Annotated in this window: 9 protein-coding genes; 2 read left to right on the forward strand and 7 right to left on the reverse strand. The window is 68.6% G+C overall.

The features are described from left to right. Positions 1 to 9: 9 nt before the first annotated feature. Genes AC59GX_RS05125 through AC59GX_RS05135 form a run of 3 tightly spaced genes read right to left on the reverse strand, consistent with a single transcriptional unit; the run spans position 10 to position 7,447 of the window. Complete coding sequence (locus tag AC59GX_RS05125; RefSeq protein ID WP_497301156.1) at positions 10 to 2,544, reverse strand: glycoside hydrolase family 3 C-terminal domain-containing protein; 2,535 nt, start codon at positions 2,542 to 2,544, stop codon at positions 10 to 12. Continuing rightward, complete coding sequence (locus tag AC59GX_RS05130) at positions 2,541 to 5,126, reverse strand: beta-mannosidase (RefSeq protein ID WP_426280817.1); 2,586 nt, start codon at positions 5,124 to 5,126, stop codon at positions 2,541 to 2,543. The genes AC59GX_RS05125 and AC59GX_RS05130 overlap by 4 nt, the downstream gene beginning before the upstream one ends. Continuing rightward, a complete protein-coding gene (locus AC59GX_RS05135) occupies positions 5,126 to 7,447 on the reverse strand; it encodes a beta-N-acetylhexosaminidase (RefSeq protein WP_426280816.1) in 2,322 nt (773 codons plus the stop codon). Before AC59GX_RS05135 ends, AC59GX_RS05130 begins: the two co-directional genes overlap by 1 nt. Positions 7,448 to 7,698: 251 nt before the next feature. Here AC59GX_RS05135 and AC59GX_RS05140 point away from each other — a divergent pair, with 251 nt between their 5' ends. Both AC59GX_RS05140 and galA read left to right on the forward strand, forming a co-directional pair. Next, a complete protein-coding gene (locus tag AC59GX_RS05140; protein ID WP_426280815.1) occupies positions 7,699 to 8,436 on the forward strand; it encodes a GntR family transcriptional regulator in 738 nt (245 codons plus the stop codon). A gap of 19 nt (positions 8,437 to 8,455) precedes the next feature. Further along, entirely contained in the window at positions 8,456 to 11,368 is a 2,913-nt protein-coding gene (gene galA, locus AC59GX_RS05145) for a beta-galactosidase GalA (protein ID WP_497301159.1), read from the forward strand. A 140-nt stretch (positions 11,369 to 11,508) separates the two neighbouring features. On the opposite strand, the gene nagE is transcribed toward galA, so the two are convergent. The 4 genes from nagE to AC59GX_RS05165 all read right to left on the reverse strand — a co-directional run bounded on the left by nagE (position 11,509) and on the right by AC59GX_RS05165 (position 17,994). Beyond that, complete coding sequence (gene nagE, locus AC59GX_RS05150; RefSeq protein ID WP_426280813.1) at positions 11,509 to 13,212, reverse strand: N-acetylglucosamine-specific PTS transporter subunit IIBC; 1,704 nt, start codon at positions 13,210 to 13,212, stop codon at positions 11,509 to 11,511. Next, positions 13,209 to 15,704 carry a phosphoenolpyruvate--protein phosphotransferase gene (ptsP, locus tag AC59GX_RS05155; RefSeq protein WP_497301161.1) on the reverse strand — a complete coding sequence of 832 codons (2,496 nt, stop codon included), beginning with the start codon at positions 15,702 to 15,704 and terminating at the stop codon, positions 13,209 to 13,211. The genes nagE and ptsP overlap by 4 nt, the downstream gene beginning before the upstream one ends. Positions 15,705 to 15,778: 74 nt before the next feature. After that, a complete protein-coding gene (gene nagA, locus AC59GX_RS05160) occupies positions 15,779 to 16,921 on the reverse strand; it encodes an N-acetylglucosamine-6-phosphate deacetylase (RefSeq protein WP_426280811.1) in 1,143 nt (380 codons plus the stop codon). After that, positions 16,918 to 17,994, reverse strand: coding sequence for an SIS domain-containing protein (locus AC59GX_RS05165; protein ID WP_426280810.1), 1,077 nt, complete (start codon positions 17,992 to 17,994; stop codon positions 16,918 to 16,920). The genes nagA and AC59GX_RS05165 overlap by 4 nt, the downstream gene beginning before the upstream one ends. Between the last annotated feature and the right edge of the window lie 12 nt (positions 17,995 to 18,006).

Here is an 18,006-nt window from a genome sequence, read left to right on the forward strand (position 1 = left end):
TCGTGGCGGTCACTTGGGCAACTCCACCGTGGCGCCGGTGATCGTCAGGTCGCTCCACTGGCCCGCGCCGTCGCCGGGCTGGCCGCCACCGATATAGAGACGGTAGGCGCCGGGGACGATCGTCCGCGTGCCGTCGCGCGCGACGCTGCTCATCGAGCGCGGATCGATCGTGATCGGTACGGTACGCGACTGGCCGGGCTTCAGCGCGACGCGGCCGAAGCCGACGAGCTGGCGCTGGAGGACGGGCGTGGTCGGACCGTCGGCCTTGGCGGCGGGTGCTACGAGATAGGCCTGGACCACTTCTTCACCGGCGCGACTACCGGCGTTCGACAGCTTGGCGGTGACGGTCAGCGGTTGGCCGGCGACGACGCTGAGGGCGGGCTTGGTCGCGGCGTAGGCGAAGTTGGTGTAGCTCAGGCCGTGACCGAAACCCCAGAGCGGCGTGCCGGTGAAGTAGCGATAGGTGCGCTCCTTCATCGTGTAGTCGGTGAACGCGGGCAGGTCGCCAGTGGTCTTGTAGAAGGTGACGGGCAGGCGGCCCGACGGGTTGTTGAGCCCCGCCAGCGTCTCGGCGATCGCGGTGCCGCCGGCCTGGCCCGGATACCAGGCGGCGAGGATCGCGTCGGCCGATGCCGGATCGACCGAGACCGCGCTGCCGCTGGTGAGGACGAGGACGATGGGCTTGCCGGTCGCCTTCAGCGCTTCGAGCAGGCGGACCTGCGCTGGAGGCAGGCCGATGTCGGTGCGGTCGCCGCCGACGAAGCCGGGGACGCTGACCGAGAGTGCCTCGCCTTCCAGATCGGGCGACAGGCCCATCACCGCGACCACGACATCGGCGTCACGAGCGGTGGCGACGGCTTGGTCGAGCAATGGCTGTGAGGGTGGGCTCCAGAGCAGGCGGACGCCTTCGTCGTCGCTGCGGTGATCGAGTTCGAGGCGGAACGGGACGGGCTTGCCGTCGCTGGTCAACGTGACCTCGACGCGGCCCTTCTTGACCTCGCCCGCCGAGAGCTGGCGATCACCGATCCAGAGCCGGACCGCGTCGTGTGTCGAGCAATCCTTCCAGCAGGCGGGGACGTCGACGACCAGCGGATAGGTACCGGCGGCGGGGGGCGTGAAGGTTCCGGTCCAGCGGACGCCGAACGTCTTGGCGAGGCCGGGCGCGGGGCTCGCGCGGTTGTGGTCGATGTCGATGTGGCGATCGGTGCGCGTCAGGGTCGGCGCGCCGACGCCGGCTTGGGCGGCGAAATATTCGGTTTTCAGGCCGCGGGCGAAGACGGTTTCGGGGACGGGTACGGCTGCACCATCGGCGAGCGACGAGCCTTGCGCGTAGCGGACGTTGGCGGCGCCGAACTGCTTGCGGATGCCTTCCAGCGGGGTGACGGGGGCGACCGCGGTGCCGTGGTAATTGCCTTGCAGCACGCCGAGATCGTCGGCGTCCGCGCCGATCACCGCGATCCGGATACCGGGCTTCAACGGGAGGCGGTTGGCGTCGTTCTTCAGCAGGACGATAGATTTGCGCGCCGCGTCGAGCGCGAGCGCACGGTGGGCGGGGGTGTCGACCTGGTCGGTGCCGATGCTGCGCCACGGGTTGGCGGCGCCGAATACGGTGCCGAGCGCGCGGCGGGCTTCGAGTGAGCGGATCAGCGCGGTGTCGACCTCGGCTTCGGTGACGAGACCCTGGCGCACCGCGGCGGGGAGGGCGGCGTAGGCGCTGCCGCAATTGAGGTCGGTGCCGCCTCGGATCGCGGCGGCGGCGGCACCCGCGGCGTCGAGGCGGTAATGGTGGTAGAGGCTGATGTTCGACACCGCGTCGCAGTCCGACACGGTGAAGCCCTTGAACCCCCAGTCGCGCCGCAGCCGGTCGATCATCAACGCCGACGATGCGCAGGCGGGGACGCCGTGGATCGAGTTGTACGCGCACATCAGCGACTGCGCCTTGCCCTCGGTGACGGCGAGGCGGAACGCGGGGAAGTAGGTCGCTTCCAGATCGTAGGGGCTGGGATCGACGTCGAAGCTGTCGCGTCCAGCTTCGGGGCCGCTGTGGACCGCGAAATGCTTGGGGGTGGCGATGACCTTGGGGTGGAGTGGGTCGGGACCCTGCAACCCACCGATGAACGCGACGCCGAGGCGACCGGTGAGATACGGGTCCTCGCCGTAAGTTTCCTGGCCGCGGCCCCAGCGTGGATCGCGGAAGATGTTGATGTTGGGCGACCAGATCGTGAGCCCCTCGTAGATCTTGCGGTTCGCGCCGACGTCCTGCGCGTTGAAGCGTGCGCGTGCCTCGGTCGCGACGACGTCGCCGATCTTCGCGACCAGCGCGGTGTCCCAGGTCGCGGCCATGCCGATCGCCTGTGGGAAGACGGTCGCGTGGCCGTTGCGCGCGAGACCGTGGAGACCCTCGTTCCACCAGTCGTACGCGGGCAGGCCGGCCTTCGGATCGGCGGGGACGGTGCTCTGCAACTGCGCCGCTTTCTGTTCGAGCGACATTTGCGCGACGGCAGTGGCCACCGGATCGGCGGAGGCGAGCAGGAGCCAGATCATCGGGCGAGGGTCCTCAGGGTAAGCGCTTTTCGCAACGTTGCGGCGGAGGCGTCGGAGACGACATGGATGGTGATGCTCTCGCCCGGCAACAGGTCGAAGCCGTCGTCGGAGGGCTGGGCCGCGACCGCGCCGAAATCGAGCATCACCGCGCGAGCGAGGTTGGTGGCGGTGATCTTGACGTCGGTGCCGGTCCAGCGAACGCTGAGGCCGGGGTCGGGGTACGCCATGTCCTTGGGCAGGGCGCGTTCGATGATCGCCCGGCTCGTGCTGCCGTTATCGAGCTGCAGATCGGCGACCGCGTAGCTGCCGGTGGGGGCCGCAGCCCCGAACAGCGCGTCGTCGGACAGCGTTGCGACCAGTCTCGACGAGAGCGGCTCGAGCATCAGTGCGGCGGTGGTGTCCTTCAACACCTTGCCGTCCATCGTCATCGTCCGCACTCGCCAGCGTGAGTCGACCAGCGTGGTCGCGTCGGAGATCAGCGAGATGCGCGTCGCGCCATCTTTCCGCTCGGCGACGATCGCTTGCGGCGCGAAGAACCGCCGGGCGGCGTAGTTGAGCAGCTTCCACCGGCCGGCATGATCGATGCTCGCCCAGCTGATCGAAGGCCAGACGTCGTTGAGCTGCCAGTAGAGCGAGCCCATCGTCACCGGGCGACAGGCGCGGTGGTGCGAGGCGGCGATGCGGATCGCCTCGGCTTGGTTGACCTGTGTAAGGTAGACGAGATCGGCGAAATCGCGCGCGGGGCGCAACCGATCGCGCAGGTACATCATCAGCCGCTCATTGCCTTCGCCGGCGAGGAACTTCTGGTGCGCCTTCATCACCGGGCTGTCGGCGGTGAGCGTGCCTTTGCCGGCGAACTCGCGGATCGTCGACAGGTCCGGCATCGCCTGGAAGCCGTATTCGGACATGAAGCGCGGGCAGCTGTCGAGATAGTTCTCGACCGGCTTGGAGCCCGACCAGACGTCCCAGAAATGGCGGTCGCCGTCCTTGTCGGTATCCACGGGACCCTCGTAATTGGTCGAGGGCGAGCCGGGCCAATAGGGTGTGCCGGGGGCGTTGCGCGTCACGGCTTCACGCAGGACGCGGTCGAACAGCACGGCCATGCCGGCGCCGATGCGCTCCTGCTCGTCGGCGCCGACCGCCTTCTTGAACGCTTTCCGGTCGGACCAGTTTTCCCAACCCGACAGGACCTCGTTGCCACCGGCCCACAGCACGACGGAGGGATGCGATCCGATCCGCGCGACCTGTTCCTCGGCCTCGATCCGGACGTTCTCGCGGAAGGCGGCGTCGGGCGGCGTGACGCTGCCGCCGAACATGAAGTCCTGCCACACCATCAGGCCCATGCGGTCGGCGATGTCGTAGAACGCGTCGTCCAGATAGGTCCCGCCGCCCCAGATGCGGACCATGTTCATGTTGGCGTCGCGCGCGCCCTTCAGGATCGTTTCCATGTAGGCGGGCGTGACGCGCGCCGGGAAACTATCGAACGGGATGATGTTCGCGCCCTTGGCGAAGATCGGCGTGCCGTTGACCTTGAACCCGAAACTGCCGTCCTTGCGGATCAGCTCGACCGTGCGGAGGCCGATCCGCTTGGTCACGCTGTCCTCGGGCGTCGGCTCCGCGCCGCCCAGCGATGCGGTGACGGTGTAGAGCGGCTGCGCACCGTAACCGACCGGCTGCCAACGCTTGGGGTCGGCGATCGCCAGCGGGATCGAGACCGCGTTGGTGCCCTTGACGAGCGTCACCGTCCGGTCGACCGAGACCGTCTTGCCGTCCGGCCCGGTGACCGCGGCGCGGATCGTCGCGACACCGGGCGTCTCGACGGCGAGGTCGAGCTTGGCCGACAGCCGCGCCTCAGTCGGCGTCAGCGCCTCCTGGTCGACGCGGAGCGTGTCGATCCGCGCGTCGTCCCAGATCTCCAGTCGCACCGGCCGCCAGATACCGGTGTTGACGATGCGGGGACTCCAGTCCCAGCCGTAATTATATTTGGGTTTGCGAATATAGGGCGAGGTCTGCTTGCCCTTCGGTTCGTCGCCGAACGCACTGTCATATTCGCCCGGCAGTGGGTTCTTCTCGGCGAGCACCATCGGCTGGAGCGTGCGGATCGGCGAGGCGATCGTCACCAGCACTTCGTTGCGACCCACCTTCAGCACGGGCTGCGCATCCACGCGCCAGCGCCGGTGCGCGTTGTCGGTGGTCAGCAGCACCGTGCCGTTGACGCTGACCGTCGCGAACGTGTCGAGACCGTCGAATACAAGGTCGAGGTGATTGCGCTGCATCATCGCCGGGGTGACGTCGAACACGCGGCGGAACTGCCATTTGGTCAGCCCGGCCCACTGGATCGCCGCCTCGTTTGTGCCCTTGAACGGATCGGGCACGCGATGCGCCGCGATCAGGTCCTGCTGCACCGATCCGGGGACGGCCGCTGGCAGCCACGTGGCCTCGCGCTTGTGCGCGGCGGTCGCGGCGGTGTCGGTCGGATCGATCCGCACCTGCCACGCACCGTCGAGCGGCACGACGGTCTTGGGCGAGGCGATGGCCGGCGCGGCGAGCGCGATCAGGGGAAGAACGAACCAGCGACGCATCAGCGTGTCTCCGACAGGGTCATGCGCTCGACCGCGTAGAACGGGTCGGACGTGGGGGCGGTGAATTGGAGGCAGATGTCGCGGTCTCCGGTGATCGTCGGCAACGTCCCCTTCACGCTGAAGCGGGTCGGCGCGGTCTTCGGATCGGGCAGCGGGAAGGTGCCGGCGATCACCGGTTTTGCGCCCTTTACGGTGCAGCCGACCAGCACCATCAGCTCGCCGTGCGGCGTCACGTTGTAATGCTGGCGGACCTTGGTGACGTCGTGCGCGAGGCCCCAGTTGCGCGGCAGGCGAGCGATATCGATCGTGAACCTCTTGGCGACATCCATCGGCGCGGCGGGATAGGCGGTGCAGGTATCGAAGATGTCGGCGTTGAACACCGGCGCGTTGGTCTGTGCCTCGGAGGTCAGCGGTAGGCGGAGGATGAGCGAACCGGCAGGGCAGGCGATCATGTCGGACGCGGTGCGCGTCAGCAGCGCCTGGCGCCCGGTCTCGAACAGCCGCGGCTCGGCGACCGACTGGCCGCTCGCATCGAAGGCGGCGGCGCGGATCGACACGCCGGGCTTAATCGAAAGCGGCGCGGTGTAGGCAGGCGACCGCGCGGTCGGCACCTTGCCGTCGAGCGTGTAGCGGATCGTGCCGTACGGCGCCTGCGTGGCGAGCACGACTTTCGCGCGGTTGGTGCGGAGCGCATCGCCGCGCGTGCCGTCGAGCGTGTAGCCGACCGCGAACGCACTGTCCGCGACCTCCAGCCCCGACTTGCGCCAGCGCCGGATCTGCGGCTGGACCCGGTCGAGGAAGCCGGCGAAATCGCGCTTGTCCTTGCCCGACCAGGTGATCTCCGCGAGCGCGGCGGCGCGCGGGAAGATCAGGTGCTGCATCTGATACGGGGTGACGATGTACTCGCTCCACAGATTGGCCTGCGCGCCGAGCACGTGCTGCGCCTTGTCCGCCGAGATGCCCGCCGGCATCGGCTCGTAATTGTAAACGGTTGCGAGCGACTGGATTGCGAGGCGGCCGGGCGGTTCGTCGCGCCGGTCGCTTTGCAAATTGTCGAAATACAGCGTCGGTGCGGGCGACAGCACGACGTCGTGGTTCTGGTTGGCGGCATCGACCGCGCCCTTCTCGCCGCGCCACGACATCACCGAAGCCGACGCGGGCAGGCCGCCCTCGAGGATCTCGTCCCAGCCGATCAGGCGGCGCTTCTTGCTGGCCAGATAGGTGCCGAACTGGTCGATCATCCAGCTTTGCAGGCCGTTCTCGTCCTTGATGCCGAGCTTCGCCATCTGCGCCTGCACTTCGGGGCTGCGTTCCCACTGGTCCTTGACCGCCTCGTCGCCGCCGAGATGTATATAGGTGCCGGGGAACACCGCCATGAGTTCGTCGAGCACCGTCTTGACGAAGGCGATGCCCTTGGGGCCGGGGTTGAAGAGGTAAGGGTTGACGCCCCATGCGTTGCTGACCTCAGGCGTGTCGCCGATCACGCCGAGCTCGGGATAGGCCGCGACGAGTGCCTGCGCATGGCCGGGCAGGTCGATCTCGGGGACGATCACGATGCCGCGCTCGGCGGCATAGGCGACCAGCTTGCGCAGTTCGTCCTGCGTGTAGAAACCGCCGACGCGCGTGCCGGGTGCTTCGCCGGTCGAGGGGCTGGTACGGATGCTGCCGATCTCGGTGAGCTTGGGATAGGCCTTCACCTCGAAGCGCCAGCCCTGATCGTCCGACAGATGGAGGTGGAGCGTGTTAAGCTTCACCGACGCCATCTGGTCGACGATCGCGTAGATCGACGGCAGCGACTGGAAATGCCGCGCGGTGTCGACCATTAGCCCACGCCAGCCGAAGCGGGGGGCGTCGTCGATCGTCACCGCCGGGATGCGCACGGGCTGGCCGAACGCGCGATCGGGGCTGATGAGCTGGGCCAGCGTCATCGCGCCGTAGAGGAGGCCAGCGTCGCCCGACGCAGTGATCTTCGCGCCCGAAGCGTCGACGATCAGCCGGTACGCTTCGACGCCCTTGATCGCGGCGTCGCGGACGAAGCGGATATTGCCGTTCGGCGACGTCTGGAGAGTGAGCCCGCGCTCGGTCTTCACGTGCGCGATGAGCAGGCGCGCTGCGGCGGCGGCACCGGTGTCGGAAGGATCGGCTGCGATCGTCGCACCGTTGGCGATCGTGAAGCTGCCGGCGGTACGCGTGATTGCGGAAGGTTGCGGTACCAGTGGCAGGCGGTCCTGCGCCTGGGCCGGGATCGCGCAGAGAACGGCAGGAAGCAGCGCCGTCGCCGTCAGCCAGCGCCCGGCATTTCGGTTCGCGGTTGCACGCATGTCGACTGCTCCCTGTATCGGCTCCTAACGGCCGCTGGTCGAGGAATGTAACCAATATAAGTCCAGACACAACCCCGTCATTTGACAGCAAGCTTGTCCTGCTCTGACAGGAGATCGGACGTGGGGCGGTCGGGGGACATACCAATATGGCCCATGGATTTAGTCTGGTTGCCGACCACGCGGTCCTTGGCTACGCTACCATAAGGGACGCGGCAAGGCTCGCTTTGAGCTGCCGGTCGGAGGGGGAATACATGGCGTTTTCCGATGACATCGGACGCTTTCGCAAGGGAAATCCATCGCCGCTCTACCTCCAGTTGCAGGAACTGATCCGCAACGCGATCGGCGAGAAGCTGTTGGTGCAAGGCAATGCGATCCCGGCCGAGCGCGATCTCGCGATCGAGTACGACGTATCGCGGATCACCGTGCGCAAAGCGATCGGCGGACTGGTCGAGGAGGGGCTTCTCACGCGCAGGCGGGGCGCGGGGACGTTCGTCGCCGGGCGCGTCGAGAAGAGCTTCTCGAAGCTGTCGTCGTTCAGCGAGGACATGGCGGCGCGGGGCCGCACGTCGAGCAGCAGCTGGATCTCGCGCTCGGCGGGGCAGGTGAACCCGGAGGAGGCGATGGCGTTGGGGTTGTCGCCGGGGGCGGCAGTGTTCCGCTTCAACCGCATACGCTATGCCGACGACGAGGCGATGGCGCTCGAATTCTCGACGATCGCGGGATATTGCCTGCCGTCGGTCGAGGTGGTCGATGACTCGCTCTACACCGCGCTCGAGAACGCCGGGAGCCGGCCGGTGCGCGCGCTGCAACGCCTGCGTGCGGTGCCGTTCGGGGGCGAGCATGCACGGATGCTGGGCGTCGATGCGGGCCATGCCGGGCTGCTGATCGAGCGACGGGGCTTCCTGCGCGATGGCCGGGCCGCGGAGTTCACGCGCTCTTATTACCGCGGCGATGCGTACGACTTCGTCGCCGAACTCGCCGATATCTGACCTTTACCGAGAGCATTCGATGAACCGACGTGAGCTTCTTGTTGGCACGGCGGGCGCCGGTGCCTCTCTGGTCGTGGGGCCGATCGAGGCCGGGTTTGCGGCTAGCGTCAAGGCGCAGGGCAGTGCCGGCGCGCTGCCCATGCCGCAGCCGACGCGGACCTTGCCGTCGCCCGCGCTGGTGCAGGATCCGTCGCGGACGCTGATCGAGCGCGGGTGGCTGTTCCACGAGGGCGATGTGATCGCGCCACCGCCCGAAGGCCACAACGCGACGTATCTGAGCGTGAAGGCGGGCAACGCACTCGGTGCTGCGGCGATGGCGTATGACGATTCCGACTGGCAGTCGGTCCGCTTGCCGCATGACTGGGCCTCCGCGCAGCCGTTCGTGAAGACCGCAAGCGTGTCGCAGGGCTTCCGCGCGCGGGGAATCGGCTGGTACCGGCGGACGCTGCGGCTCGATCCGGCGGACCGCGGCAAGACGATCGGGCTGCAGTTCGACGGGATCGCGACCAACGCCACGGTCTGGGTCAATGGCAGCGTCGTCGCGCACAACTGGTCGGCCTATAACAGCGTCGAGATCGACCTGACGCCGTTCGCGCGGTTCGGCGACGACCTCAACGTCATCGCGGTGCGCGTCGATGCGCAGGCGATGGAGGGCTGGTGGTACGAAGGCGCGGGGATCTATCGCCATGCGTGGCTGATCCGCCGCGCATCAGTGGCGATCGTGACCGACGGCGTTCACTGCGATCCGAGGCGCGGCACGGGTGACGCCTGGAGCGTGCCGGTTGAAGTGAAGCTCGGCAGCATCGATCGCGTGGCGGTCGGCGTGACGGTGGATGTCGCGCTGCTCGATCCCGAGGGCAAGCGCGTGGCGGGGGCGCAGGCGGCTGCGACGGTGCTGCCGCTGGAGCGCGCGACTGCGGCATTGACGCTGGCCATGGCTGCGCCGCGCCTTTGGTCGATCCAGGCGCCGACGCTCTATACCGTCGTGACGCACGTCCTGCGCGACGGGGCGATCGTCGATGAGCGGCGTATCCCGGTCGGCTTCCGCACGATCCGGTTCGATGCGGACCGCGGCTTCCTGCTCAACGACCGGTCGGTGAAATTGAAGGGCGTGTGCCTGCACCAGGATCACGCCGGCGTCGGGACCGCGATCCCCGATGCGCTGTTGCGCTGGCGGCTGGAGCGGCTGAAGGCGATGGGCTGCAACGCGATCCGCTGTTCGCACAACGCGCCGGCCGCCGAACTGCTCGACCTGTGCGACGCGATGGGCTTCGTCGTGATGGACGAGAACCGCCAGTTCAATCCCGCGCCCGATTACATGGCGCAGCTCGAATGGATGGTCCGCCGCGATCGCAACCATCCGAGCGTCATCCTGTGGTCGGTGTTCAACGAGGAGCCGATGCAGGGCACCGAGGCGGGCGTCGAGATGCTGCGGCGGATGGCGCACGCGGCGCATGCGCTCGACGACAGCCGACCGGTGACGGGCGCGATGAACGGCGCGTTCTTCGATCCGATCAACGTGTCGAGCATTTTCGACGTGGTCGGCTTCAACTATTACCAGGGCGACTACGACCGGTTCCACCAGCTCAACCCGACCAAGCCGATGACGAGCTCGGAGGATACCAGCGCCTATGAAACGCGCGGCGCCTTCGCGAGCGATCCGGCCGCGCATGTCCAGTCGTCCTACGACGTCGAGGCGGCGAGCTGGGGCGATACGCACCGCGCGACGTGGAAGAAAATCGCCGATCGCCCGTTCGTCGCGGGCGGGTTCGTGTGGACCGGGTTCGATTATCACGGCGAACCGACGCCGCACGAATGGCCGACGATCTCCAGTTTCTTCGGCATTCTCGATCTGTGCGGGTTCCCGAAGACTGCGTTCGACATCCACCGCGCGCACTGGGTCGATGACGTGCCGGTCGTCGGCCTGACGCCGCACTGGACGTGGCCGGGACGCGAGGGGCAGCCGGTCGTGGTGCTGGTGATGAGCAACGCCGAGCGCGTCGCGTTGCGGCTTAACGGGCGGAAGTTCGGCGAGCAGGCGGTCGACCGGATCATGGGCAACGAGTTCAGCGTGCCCTATGCGCCGGGGCGGATCGAGGTGATCGCGTTGCGCGGCGGCAAGGTCGTCTCGACAGCCGCGCACGAGACCGTCGGCAAGCCGGTTGCGCTGCGCTTGACCCCGGCGCGGACCGTGATGGCGGGCGACGACGAGGATACGCAGCCGGTGACGATCGATGCGGTCGATGCCGCCGGGCGCCACGTACCTACCGCGAACCTGCCGACGCAGTTCTCGGTAGATGGCGCGGCGATCATCGGTGTCGGTAATGGTGATCCGAACAGCCATGAGCCGGAGAAGGGCAATGCGCGGTCGTTGTTCAACGGGCTGGCGCAAGTCATCGTGCAGGCGGGAACGGGCCGAGGGCGGATCGTGATGACCGCGACTGCACCAGGATTGAAGCCGGCGCGGCTGGTGATCGACCGGGCGGCGATCGCACCGCGCGCACAAATGGCCGCGACCTATGGTGGGCAGGCTATCCGCGAGTGGCGTCGCTCGCCGGCGTTCGCCGCGCGCCCCGATCCTGCGCTGGCGCCGATCGATGGGGACAATAATAGCTGGGCGTTCGTGCGTAGCGGCACGCCGGTCCAGGCTGCGGCGGAGGGTCGCTGGCGGCTCTACCGTGCGAGCGTGACGCCGTGGCGGCGGATCGGTGCGGAGGGCGGCACGATCCGGTTCGCCGCGATCGCGGGGAAGGCCGAGCTGTGGGTCGATGGCCGGCGGCTAGCGTCGAAGACCGGCGCAGAGGCGGGGCCGCTCGAGGCGGCGTTGCCGGCGGGCGGCGGCGTGCGCCAGATCGTGCTGGTGGTGGAAGCGGCTGCGGATGGCGTTTCGGGTGTCGTCGGTCCGGTGTCGCTGGAACCGCGGGCGCGCTGATGCGGCTAAATCCTCCCCCGCCAGGGGGAGGTGTCGCCGAAGGTGACGGAGGGGGAGGACACGGAACAGGCGTTTCCCTTACCTCCCCCTCCGTCTGTCAAGTGCCAGCCACCTCCCCCTGGCGGGGGAGGATCAGTGGTCTAGCAGGCCAGCGTCGTCAGTACTGCGTCGGTCGCGAGTACGTGAAGTTGGCCTGGCGCGGGGCGGGCGATCGCGCGGATACCGAGCTTTGCCAGTGCCGCATCGTCCACAAGCGCGAGATCGCCCAGTTGGACCCGCAGTCGCCCGGTGTGACGGCTGGTGGCCAAGACGTTTGCTGCCCCACCGAGTGCGCGCTCGGTTACGGATGAGAGGGCGATCGAGTCCGACACGATGAGCGCGGCAGGCTTGATCGCCACATCGCCACCCAGCGCCAGCGCATCGCGAATTTCCATCGAGACGACGTCGGCGATCGGCCCGAGTACGACCTGGAGTGCGGAGTTCGACGGGCGCAGGATACCGCGGGCGCCGAGTGCCTTCAGCGCGGCATCGTCGACCGCGGACTGGTCCACGACGATCAGCCGCAATCGCGTCGTGCACGCGCTCACCGTGGTCAGGTTCGCCCCGCCGCCGAGCGCCTGCGCGAACGCCGCACCGCGCCCGCCTGCCGTGGGGGGGGCCACCGCGGCGACGGTTTCGGCTTCACGTCCGGGCGTCGCGAGGTCGAACTTGCGGATGAAGAAGCGGAACAGCCCGTAATACAGCACGAAATACACCGCGCCGACCGGGAGCAGGACGAGCGGTCGCGTCGCCTTGCCGAAGTTGAGCACGTAATCGAGCAGCCCCGCCGAGAAGCCGAAGCCCATCTTGACGCCGAGCAGGTCCATCAACGCCATCGACAGGCCGGTCAGCACCGCGTGCACCGCGTAGAGCACGGGCGCGAGGAACATGAAGCTGAACTCGATCGGCTCGGTGACGCCGGTCAGCGCCGAGGTGAGCGCGAGGCTGAGCAGCATGCCGCCGACCGCTTTCCGGCGCTCGGGCTTGGCGGAATGGTACATGGCGAGGCACGCGGCGGGCAGGCCGAACATCATCACCGGGAAGAAGCCGGCCATGAAGATTCCCGCCGACGGATCGCCTGCGAAGAAGCGGCGCAGATCGCCCGAGGTGCCGTGATAATCGCCGGCGACGAACCAGACGATGTTGTTGAGCAAATGGTGTAGCCCGGTGACGAGCAGCAGGCGGTTGAGCAGCCCGAACACGAACACGCCGATCGCGCCGCTGCCGGTGATCGCGACGCTCAACTGGTCGACGCCCTGGCTCAGCAGCGAGAAACCGAAGCCGAATACCGCCGCGAGCACGAGGCCGGCCACGCCGCTGACGATCGGCACGAACCGGCGTCCACCGAAGAAGGCGAGATATTCGGGCAGCTTGATCGTCGAATAGCGATTGTAGAGCGTCCCGCCCGCGAGCCCCGACAGGATGCCGATCGGCACGTCGAGCCGCGCCATCGCCTTGGCCTTCCACGCCGCGATCGCGAGGTCGGCGGAGACGCCGGTCAGCCCTGCGGACACATCGGGTGCGACGGTGATCAGGACTTTGCCCGCTTCGGTCGCAACCAGGAAGCAGACGACGCCGGCGAGACACGCGGCACCATTGCCATCGCGCGCGAACCCGGTGGCGACGCCGATCGCGAACAATAGGCCGAGGTGCGAGAAGATCGCGTCGCCCGCCGCGCTGATGAAGGCGATGTCGAGCAGGTCGGGCTGACCGAGGCGGAGCAGCAGGCCGGCGATCGGCAGCACCGCGATCGGCAGCATCAGCGCGCGGCCGAGCGGCTGGAGGGCTTCGAGGATCGATTTCATGCGGTGAACTCCCGGGCGAGCGAGCGGACGTCGGCGGCGGACCCGCATTGCAGCGCGGCGGCGGCATGCGTGCGGCACGCCTCCATCGTCAGCGTGGCGACCAGCGCCTTGATCTCGGGCACCAGCGCCGGTGCGGACGAGAGTTCGGTAACACCGAGCCCGATCAGGATGGGGACGGCGAGCGGGTCGGACGCGAGCCCTCCGCATACCCCAGTCCAGCGGCCATGTACCACGCCGCCCTTGCAGGTCTGCGCGATCAGCCGGAGGACGGCGGGGTGCAGCCCGTCGATCCCGCTCGCGACGGCCGCGTTGCCGCGGTCCATCGCCAGCGTGTATTGGGTGAGGTCGTTGGTGCCGACCGACAGGAAATCGGCCTCCGCAGCAATCAGGTCGGCGGTGACGGCGGCGGCGGGAGTCTCGATCATCACGCCGACCGGCACGCGATCGCCGATGCCGATCTCGGCGGCGACGCGGTCGACCACCGCGCGGACGGCGCGCAGTTCGTCGAGGCTGGCGATCATCGGCACCATGATGCGGCATTGCCCGGCGGGCTTTACCGACAGGATCGCGCGAACCTGGTCCTCCAGGATCTGCGGGTGCGCAAGGCCGACGCGGATGCCGCGCAGGCCTAGCGCGGGGTTCTCTTCCGGCGCCATCGGCAGATACGGCGCGGGCTTGTCGCCACCGATGTCGAGCAGTCGGACGATCAGCGGACGGCCGTCGAGCGCGTCGGCGATCGCCTGGTAATCGGCGGTCTGCTCGGCGACCGTCGGCGCGGCATCGCGTTCGAGGAACAGGAATTCGGTGCGCAACAGGCCCGAACCTTCCGCGCCGTTATCGACCGCGAGGTGCGCATCGCCGAGCGCGCCGAGATTGGCGAACGCCTCGATCCGGGTGCCGTCGGCCATGCGGCAGGGTTCGCTCGCCCGCGCGAGGGCTTCGGTGCGGCGGACCTGCGCCTGGACGATCCGCACCTGCGTGGCGACGAGCGTGTCGGCGTCGGGATCGATCCGCAACAGGCCTTCGCTGGCGTCGAGGATCACGGGCGTATCGTCGGTGACGGCGTTCAACTGCGCGCCGATCGCGACCAGCGCGGGGAGGCCCATCGTCGCGGCGAGGATCGCGACGTGCGAGGTCGGGCCCCCGCGCTCGACGCAGAAACCGACGATGTTCGCGCGGTCGAGCGACAGGACGTGCGACGGCAGCAGGTCGTCCGCGAGCAGGATCGTGTCCGGCGGGAACGACAGCGGCATGGTCTCGACGCCGGCGATTAGCGCGAGCAACTGGCGTTCGAGATCGAGCATGTCGTCGGCGCGCTCGGCGCGCCGCGGGTCGGTGCTGGTGCGCAACGCGTCGGCCTGCGGGCGGATCGCGTTACGCCAGGCATGACCGGCGCCCTCGCCGCGCGCGATGCCGCTGCGCGTCGTTTCGTGGAGCATGGGATCGTCGAGCATGGCCGCATGCGCCTCGACGATCGCGCGTTCGGGACCGGTTGCGCTGCGGGCGCGCTCGGCGAACCGGGTCGATAGCGTTGTGACCGCCGCATCGAAGCGTGCCTCTTCGACGGCGATGCCTTCGCCGTGTTCGGGGACGACGATGTCGGCGGGACGGAACCAGCGGGCGCGGGCGATTGCCAGGCCGGGTGCCGCGGTGACGCCGGTCAGCGCGCCGTCGACTGCGGGGCGGGATGGCGAGGCGGCGACGGCGGGCGTGCGGACGGGGGCTTCGGCCGGCTCGTCCATGCCGCTCTCGATCAGGTCGCAGATGGCAGCGAGTGCCGCAGAGGCATCGGCGCCGGCTGCCGTCACGATGATCGTCTCGTTGTGGCGGATTGCCAGGGCGAGCAGGGCTATCGGGCTGCGGACGTTGGCGGTCTTGTCGCCGGATGCGAGCGTCACGTCGGCGTCGAAGCGCTTGGCGGTGGCCGCTAGGCGGGCGGCGGGGCGAGCGTGGATACCGTGGGGGAGGGGCACGACGACCGTGCGCTCGTGCGTCGCGCCGTCTCGGTTCGTTTCGCGACGTGCGACCGCGTCGCTGGGTTCGAGCGTCATCAGCGGATCGCCGACCGCGACCAGTTCGCTGGAGACGGCGTGGACGATGCTGAACCGGTCAGGGTTCACGACAACGATCGGCGTGACGACCGCGCGGGCCTCGCGCACCAGCAGGTCTAGGTCGAAGCGAATCAGCGGCGCGCCGCGCTCGACCGTGTCGCCGACCGCGACGCACGGGCTGAACCCGCGTCCGCCGAGCGCGACCGTGTCGAGCCCGATGTGGATCAGGATCTCCGCACCCTCGGGCGTGGCGAGCGTGATCGCGTGGCCGCTCGGCAGCAGCGTCAGCACGGTGCCGGCGCAAGGAGCGTAGAGGCAGTCGCCGGTCGGATCGATCGCGACGCCGTCCCCCAGCATCCGCTCCGAGAACACGGCGTCGGGGACTTCGTCGATCGGCGTTGCCCAGCCCTGCATCGGCGCGGTCAGGAGGATGGAGGCCATGGGTGCGTTCTCGATGCCAGAAGGGGAGGGCTCGATGCCGGAAAGGGAGGGGGGCAAAAGCGGGGTAGAAGCGGTCAGGCCGCGCTTGCCCCGCCGATCCATGTGCCGACTGGATGGAGGTCGCGGGTGAGCACGACCCAGTCGGCGGTACGGCCGACCTGCAACGTGCCGCGCTCCTGCGACAGCCGCAGGAACGCCGCCGGATAGGTCGCCGCCATCGCCGCGGCGACCTCGGGTGCGACGCCTAGGCGGTCTACGGTGTTGCGGACCGCGCCCGCCATGTCGAGATCGGAGCCTGCCAGCGTGCCGTCGGCGCCGACGCAGCGGCCATTCTCGACATGGATCTCGCGGCCTTGCAGCACGAAAGACTTCTCGGCCGCACCGACGCAGGGCATCGCGTCGGATACCAGCATGAACCGGTCGTGCGGCCGTGCGCGCAACGCGATCCGCAGCACTGCGTCGTCGACATGGAAGCCGTCGACGATGATCCCGCAATACACCGCCTGGTCGTCGAGCACCGCGCCGACCACGCCTGGGGCACGATGGACCAGCGGCGACATCGCGTTGAACAGATGCGTCACGCCGGTGATCCCGGCAGCCATCCCGGCACTCGCGGTGGCGTGGTCCGCATCGCTATGGCCGATGCTGATCAGCACGCCGGCGGCGGTCAGCGTCGCGATCTGTGCCGCGGTTACGCGCTCGGGTGCGAGCGTCACCATGACCCGGCCGAGACGGGGGCGAGTCAGCAGCGCGAGCAGCGCGTCATCGAGGTCCTGGAAGCGCGTGGGGTCGTGGATGCCCTTGCGTGCCGGGCTGATCACCGGGCCCTCGATATGGATGCCGAGCACACCGGGCACGCCTGCGAGGATCGCCGCGTCGACCGCGTCGAGCGCGAGCGCGATCACGTCGGGCGTGTCGCTGATCAGCGTCGGCAGGAACGCGGTGGTGCCGAACGGCCGATGCGCCGCGCCGATCGCGGCGATGCCCTCGACCGTGGGCGTATCGTTGAACAGCACGCCGCCGCCGCCGTTGACCTGCGTATCGACGAAGCCGGGCATGAGCCAGCCACCGTCGAGATCGACTGCGTGATCCACGGCCTGGTCAGAGGTTGCGTTGTCGATCCGGGCGATCCGCCCGTCCTCGACGACGATCGTCGCGTCGTTCAGGACGCCCGCGGGGGTGACCACATGGCCATTCGAAAACCGGAAGATCGTCATAACGTGCGCGTCACCTTGCTGAGATGCGACGGTGCGTCGGGGTTGAACCCGCGAGCAAGCGAGAGGGCGTTGACCATGCGATAAAAGCTCTGGATCATCAGGATCGGCTCGATCGCCGGATGCGCTTTTAGCGCGGGCAGGACGCCGTCGTCACTGCTGCCGTCGAGCCCGGCGTCGGCGAGCAACACGCCTGCGCCACGCTCGGCGAACTCGCGCGCCGCATCGCGCACGCCGTCCCCGGCCGCATCGGAGGTCGCGAGAGCCAACAACGGGAAGCCGTCCTCGACCAGCTGCATCGGGCCGTGGCGGACCTCGGCCGAACTGAACGATTCGGCGTGTAGCGCGCAGGTTTCCTTCATCTTCAGCGCCGCCTCGTTGGCGATGCCGAAGCCCATGCCGCGGGCGATTACGAACAGATTGGTCGCCGTACGCAGCGGTGCGACGGCGGCCGACCAGTCGAGCGCCCAGGCGCGTGCGAGGTCTGCGGGGAGCGCTGCAACCGCGCTACGCAACGCATCGTCGTCCGCCCATTCCGCAGTCAAAGCGGCGAAGGCGGCGAGCGAGCAGATATAGGACTTGGTCGCCGCGACCGACTTTTCCGGTCCGGCATACAGCGGGATCAGCGTATCGGCGGTTTCGGCGAGTGGCGAGGTCTCGTCGTTGACGAACGCGACGACATGCGCGCCGGCCGCCTTCTGCGCGGCGACTGCGGCGAGCAGGTCTGGGCTGCGACCGCTCTGCGATACCGCGATGCACAGCGTGTTCCGCGCGCCGAGCGGTGCGTCGTAGATCGACACGATCGAAGGCGCCGCGGCGGCGACGGGGATACCGGTCTTCGTCCAGATCAGATACTTGCCGTACACCGCCGAGTGATCCGACGAGCCGCGCGCGCAGGTCACGACGACGGCGGGCGGGGCGCTACGAAGACGCGCACCGAGCGCCGCGAACGCCGCGGCGTTGGTCGCGAGCATCCGCGCGACGGCCTCGGACGATTCCGCAGCCTCGCGGAACATCAGCGTCGCGGTTTCCGCAATCGGCGGGGGTGTTAGCGGAGGCGGAGTGGCGTCGTGCATGGCGGCTCGCTT

It is taken from the genome of Sphingomonas sp. 320_CC (assembly GCF_059691795.1).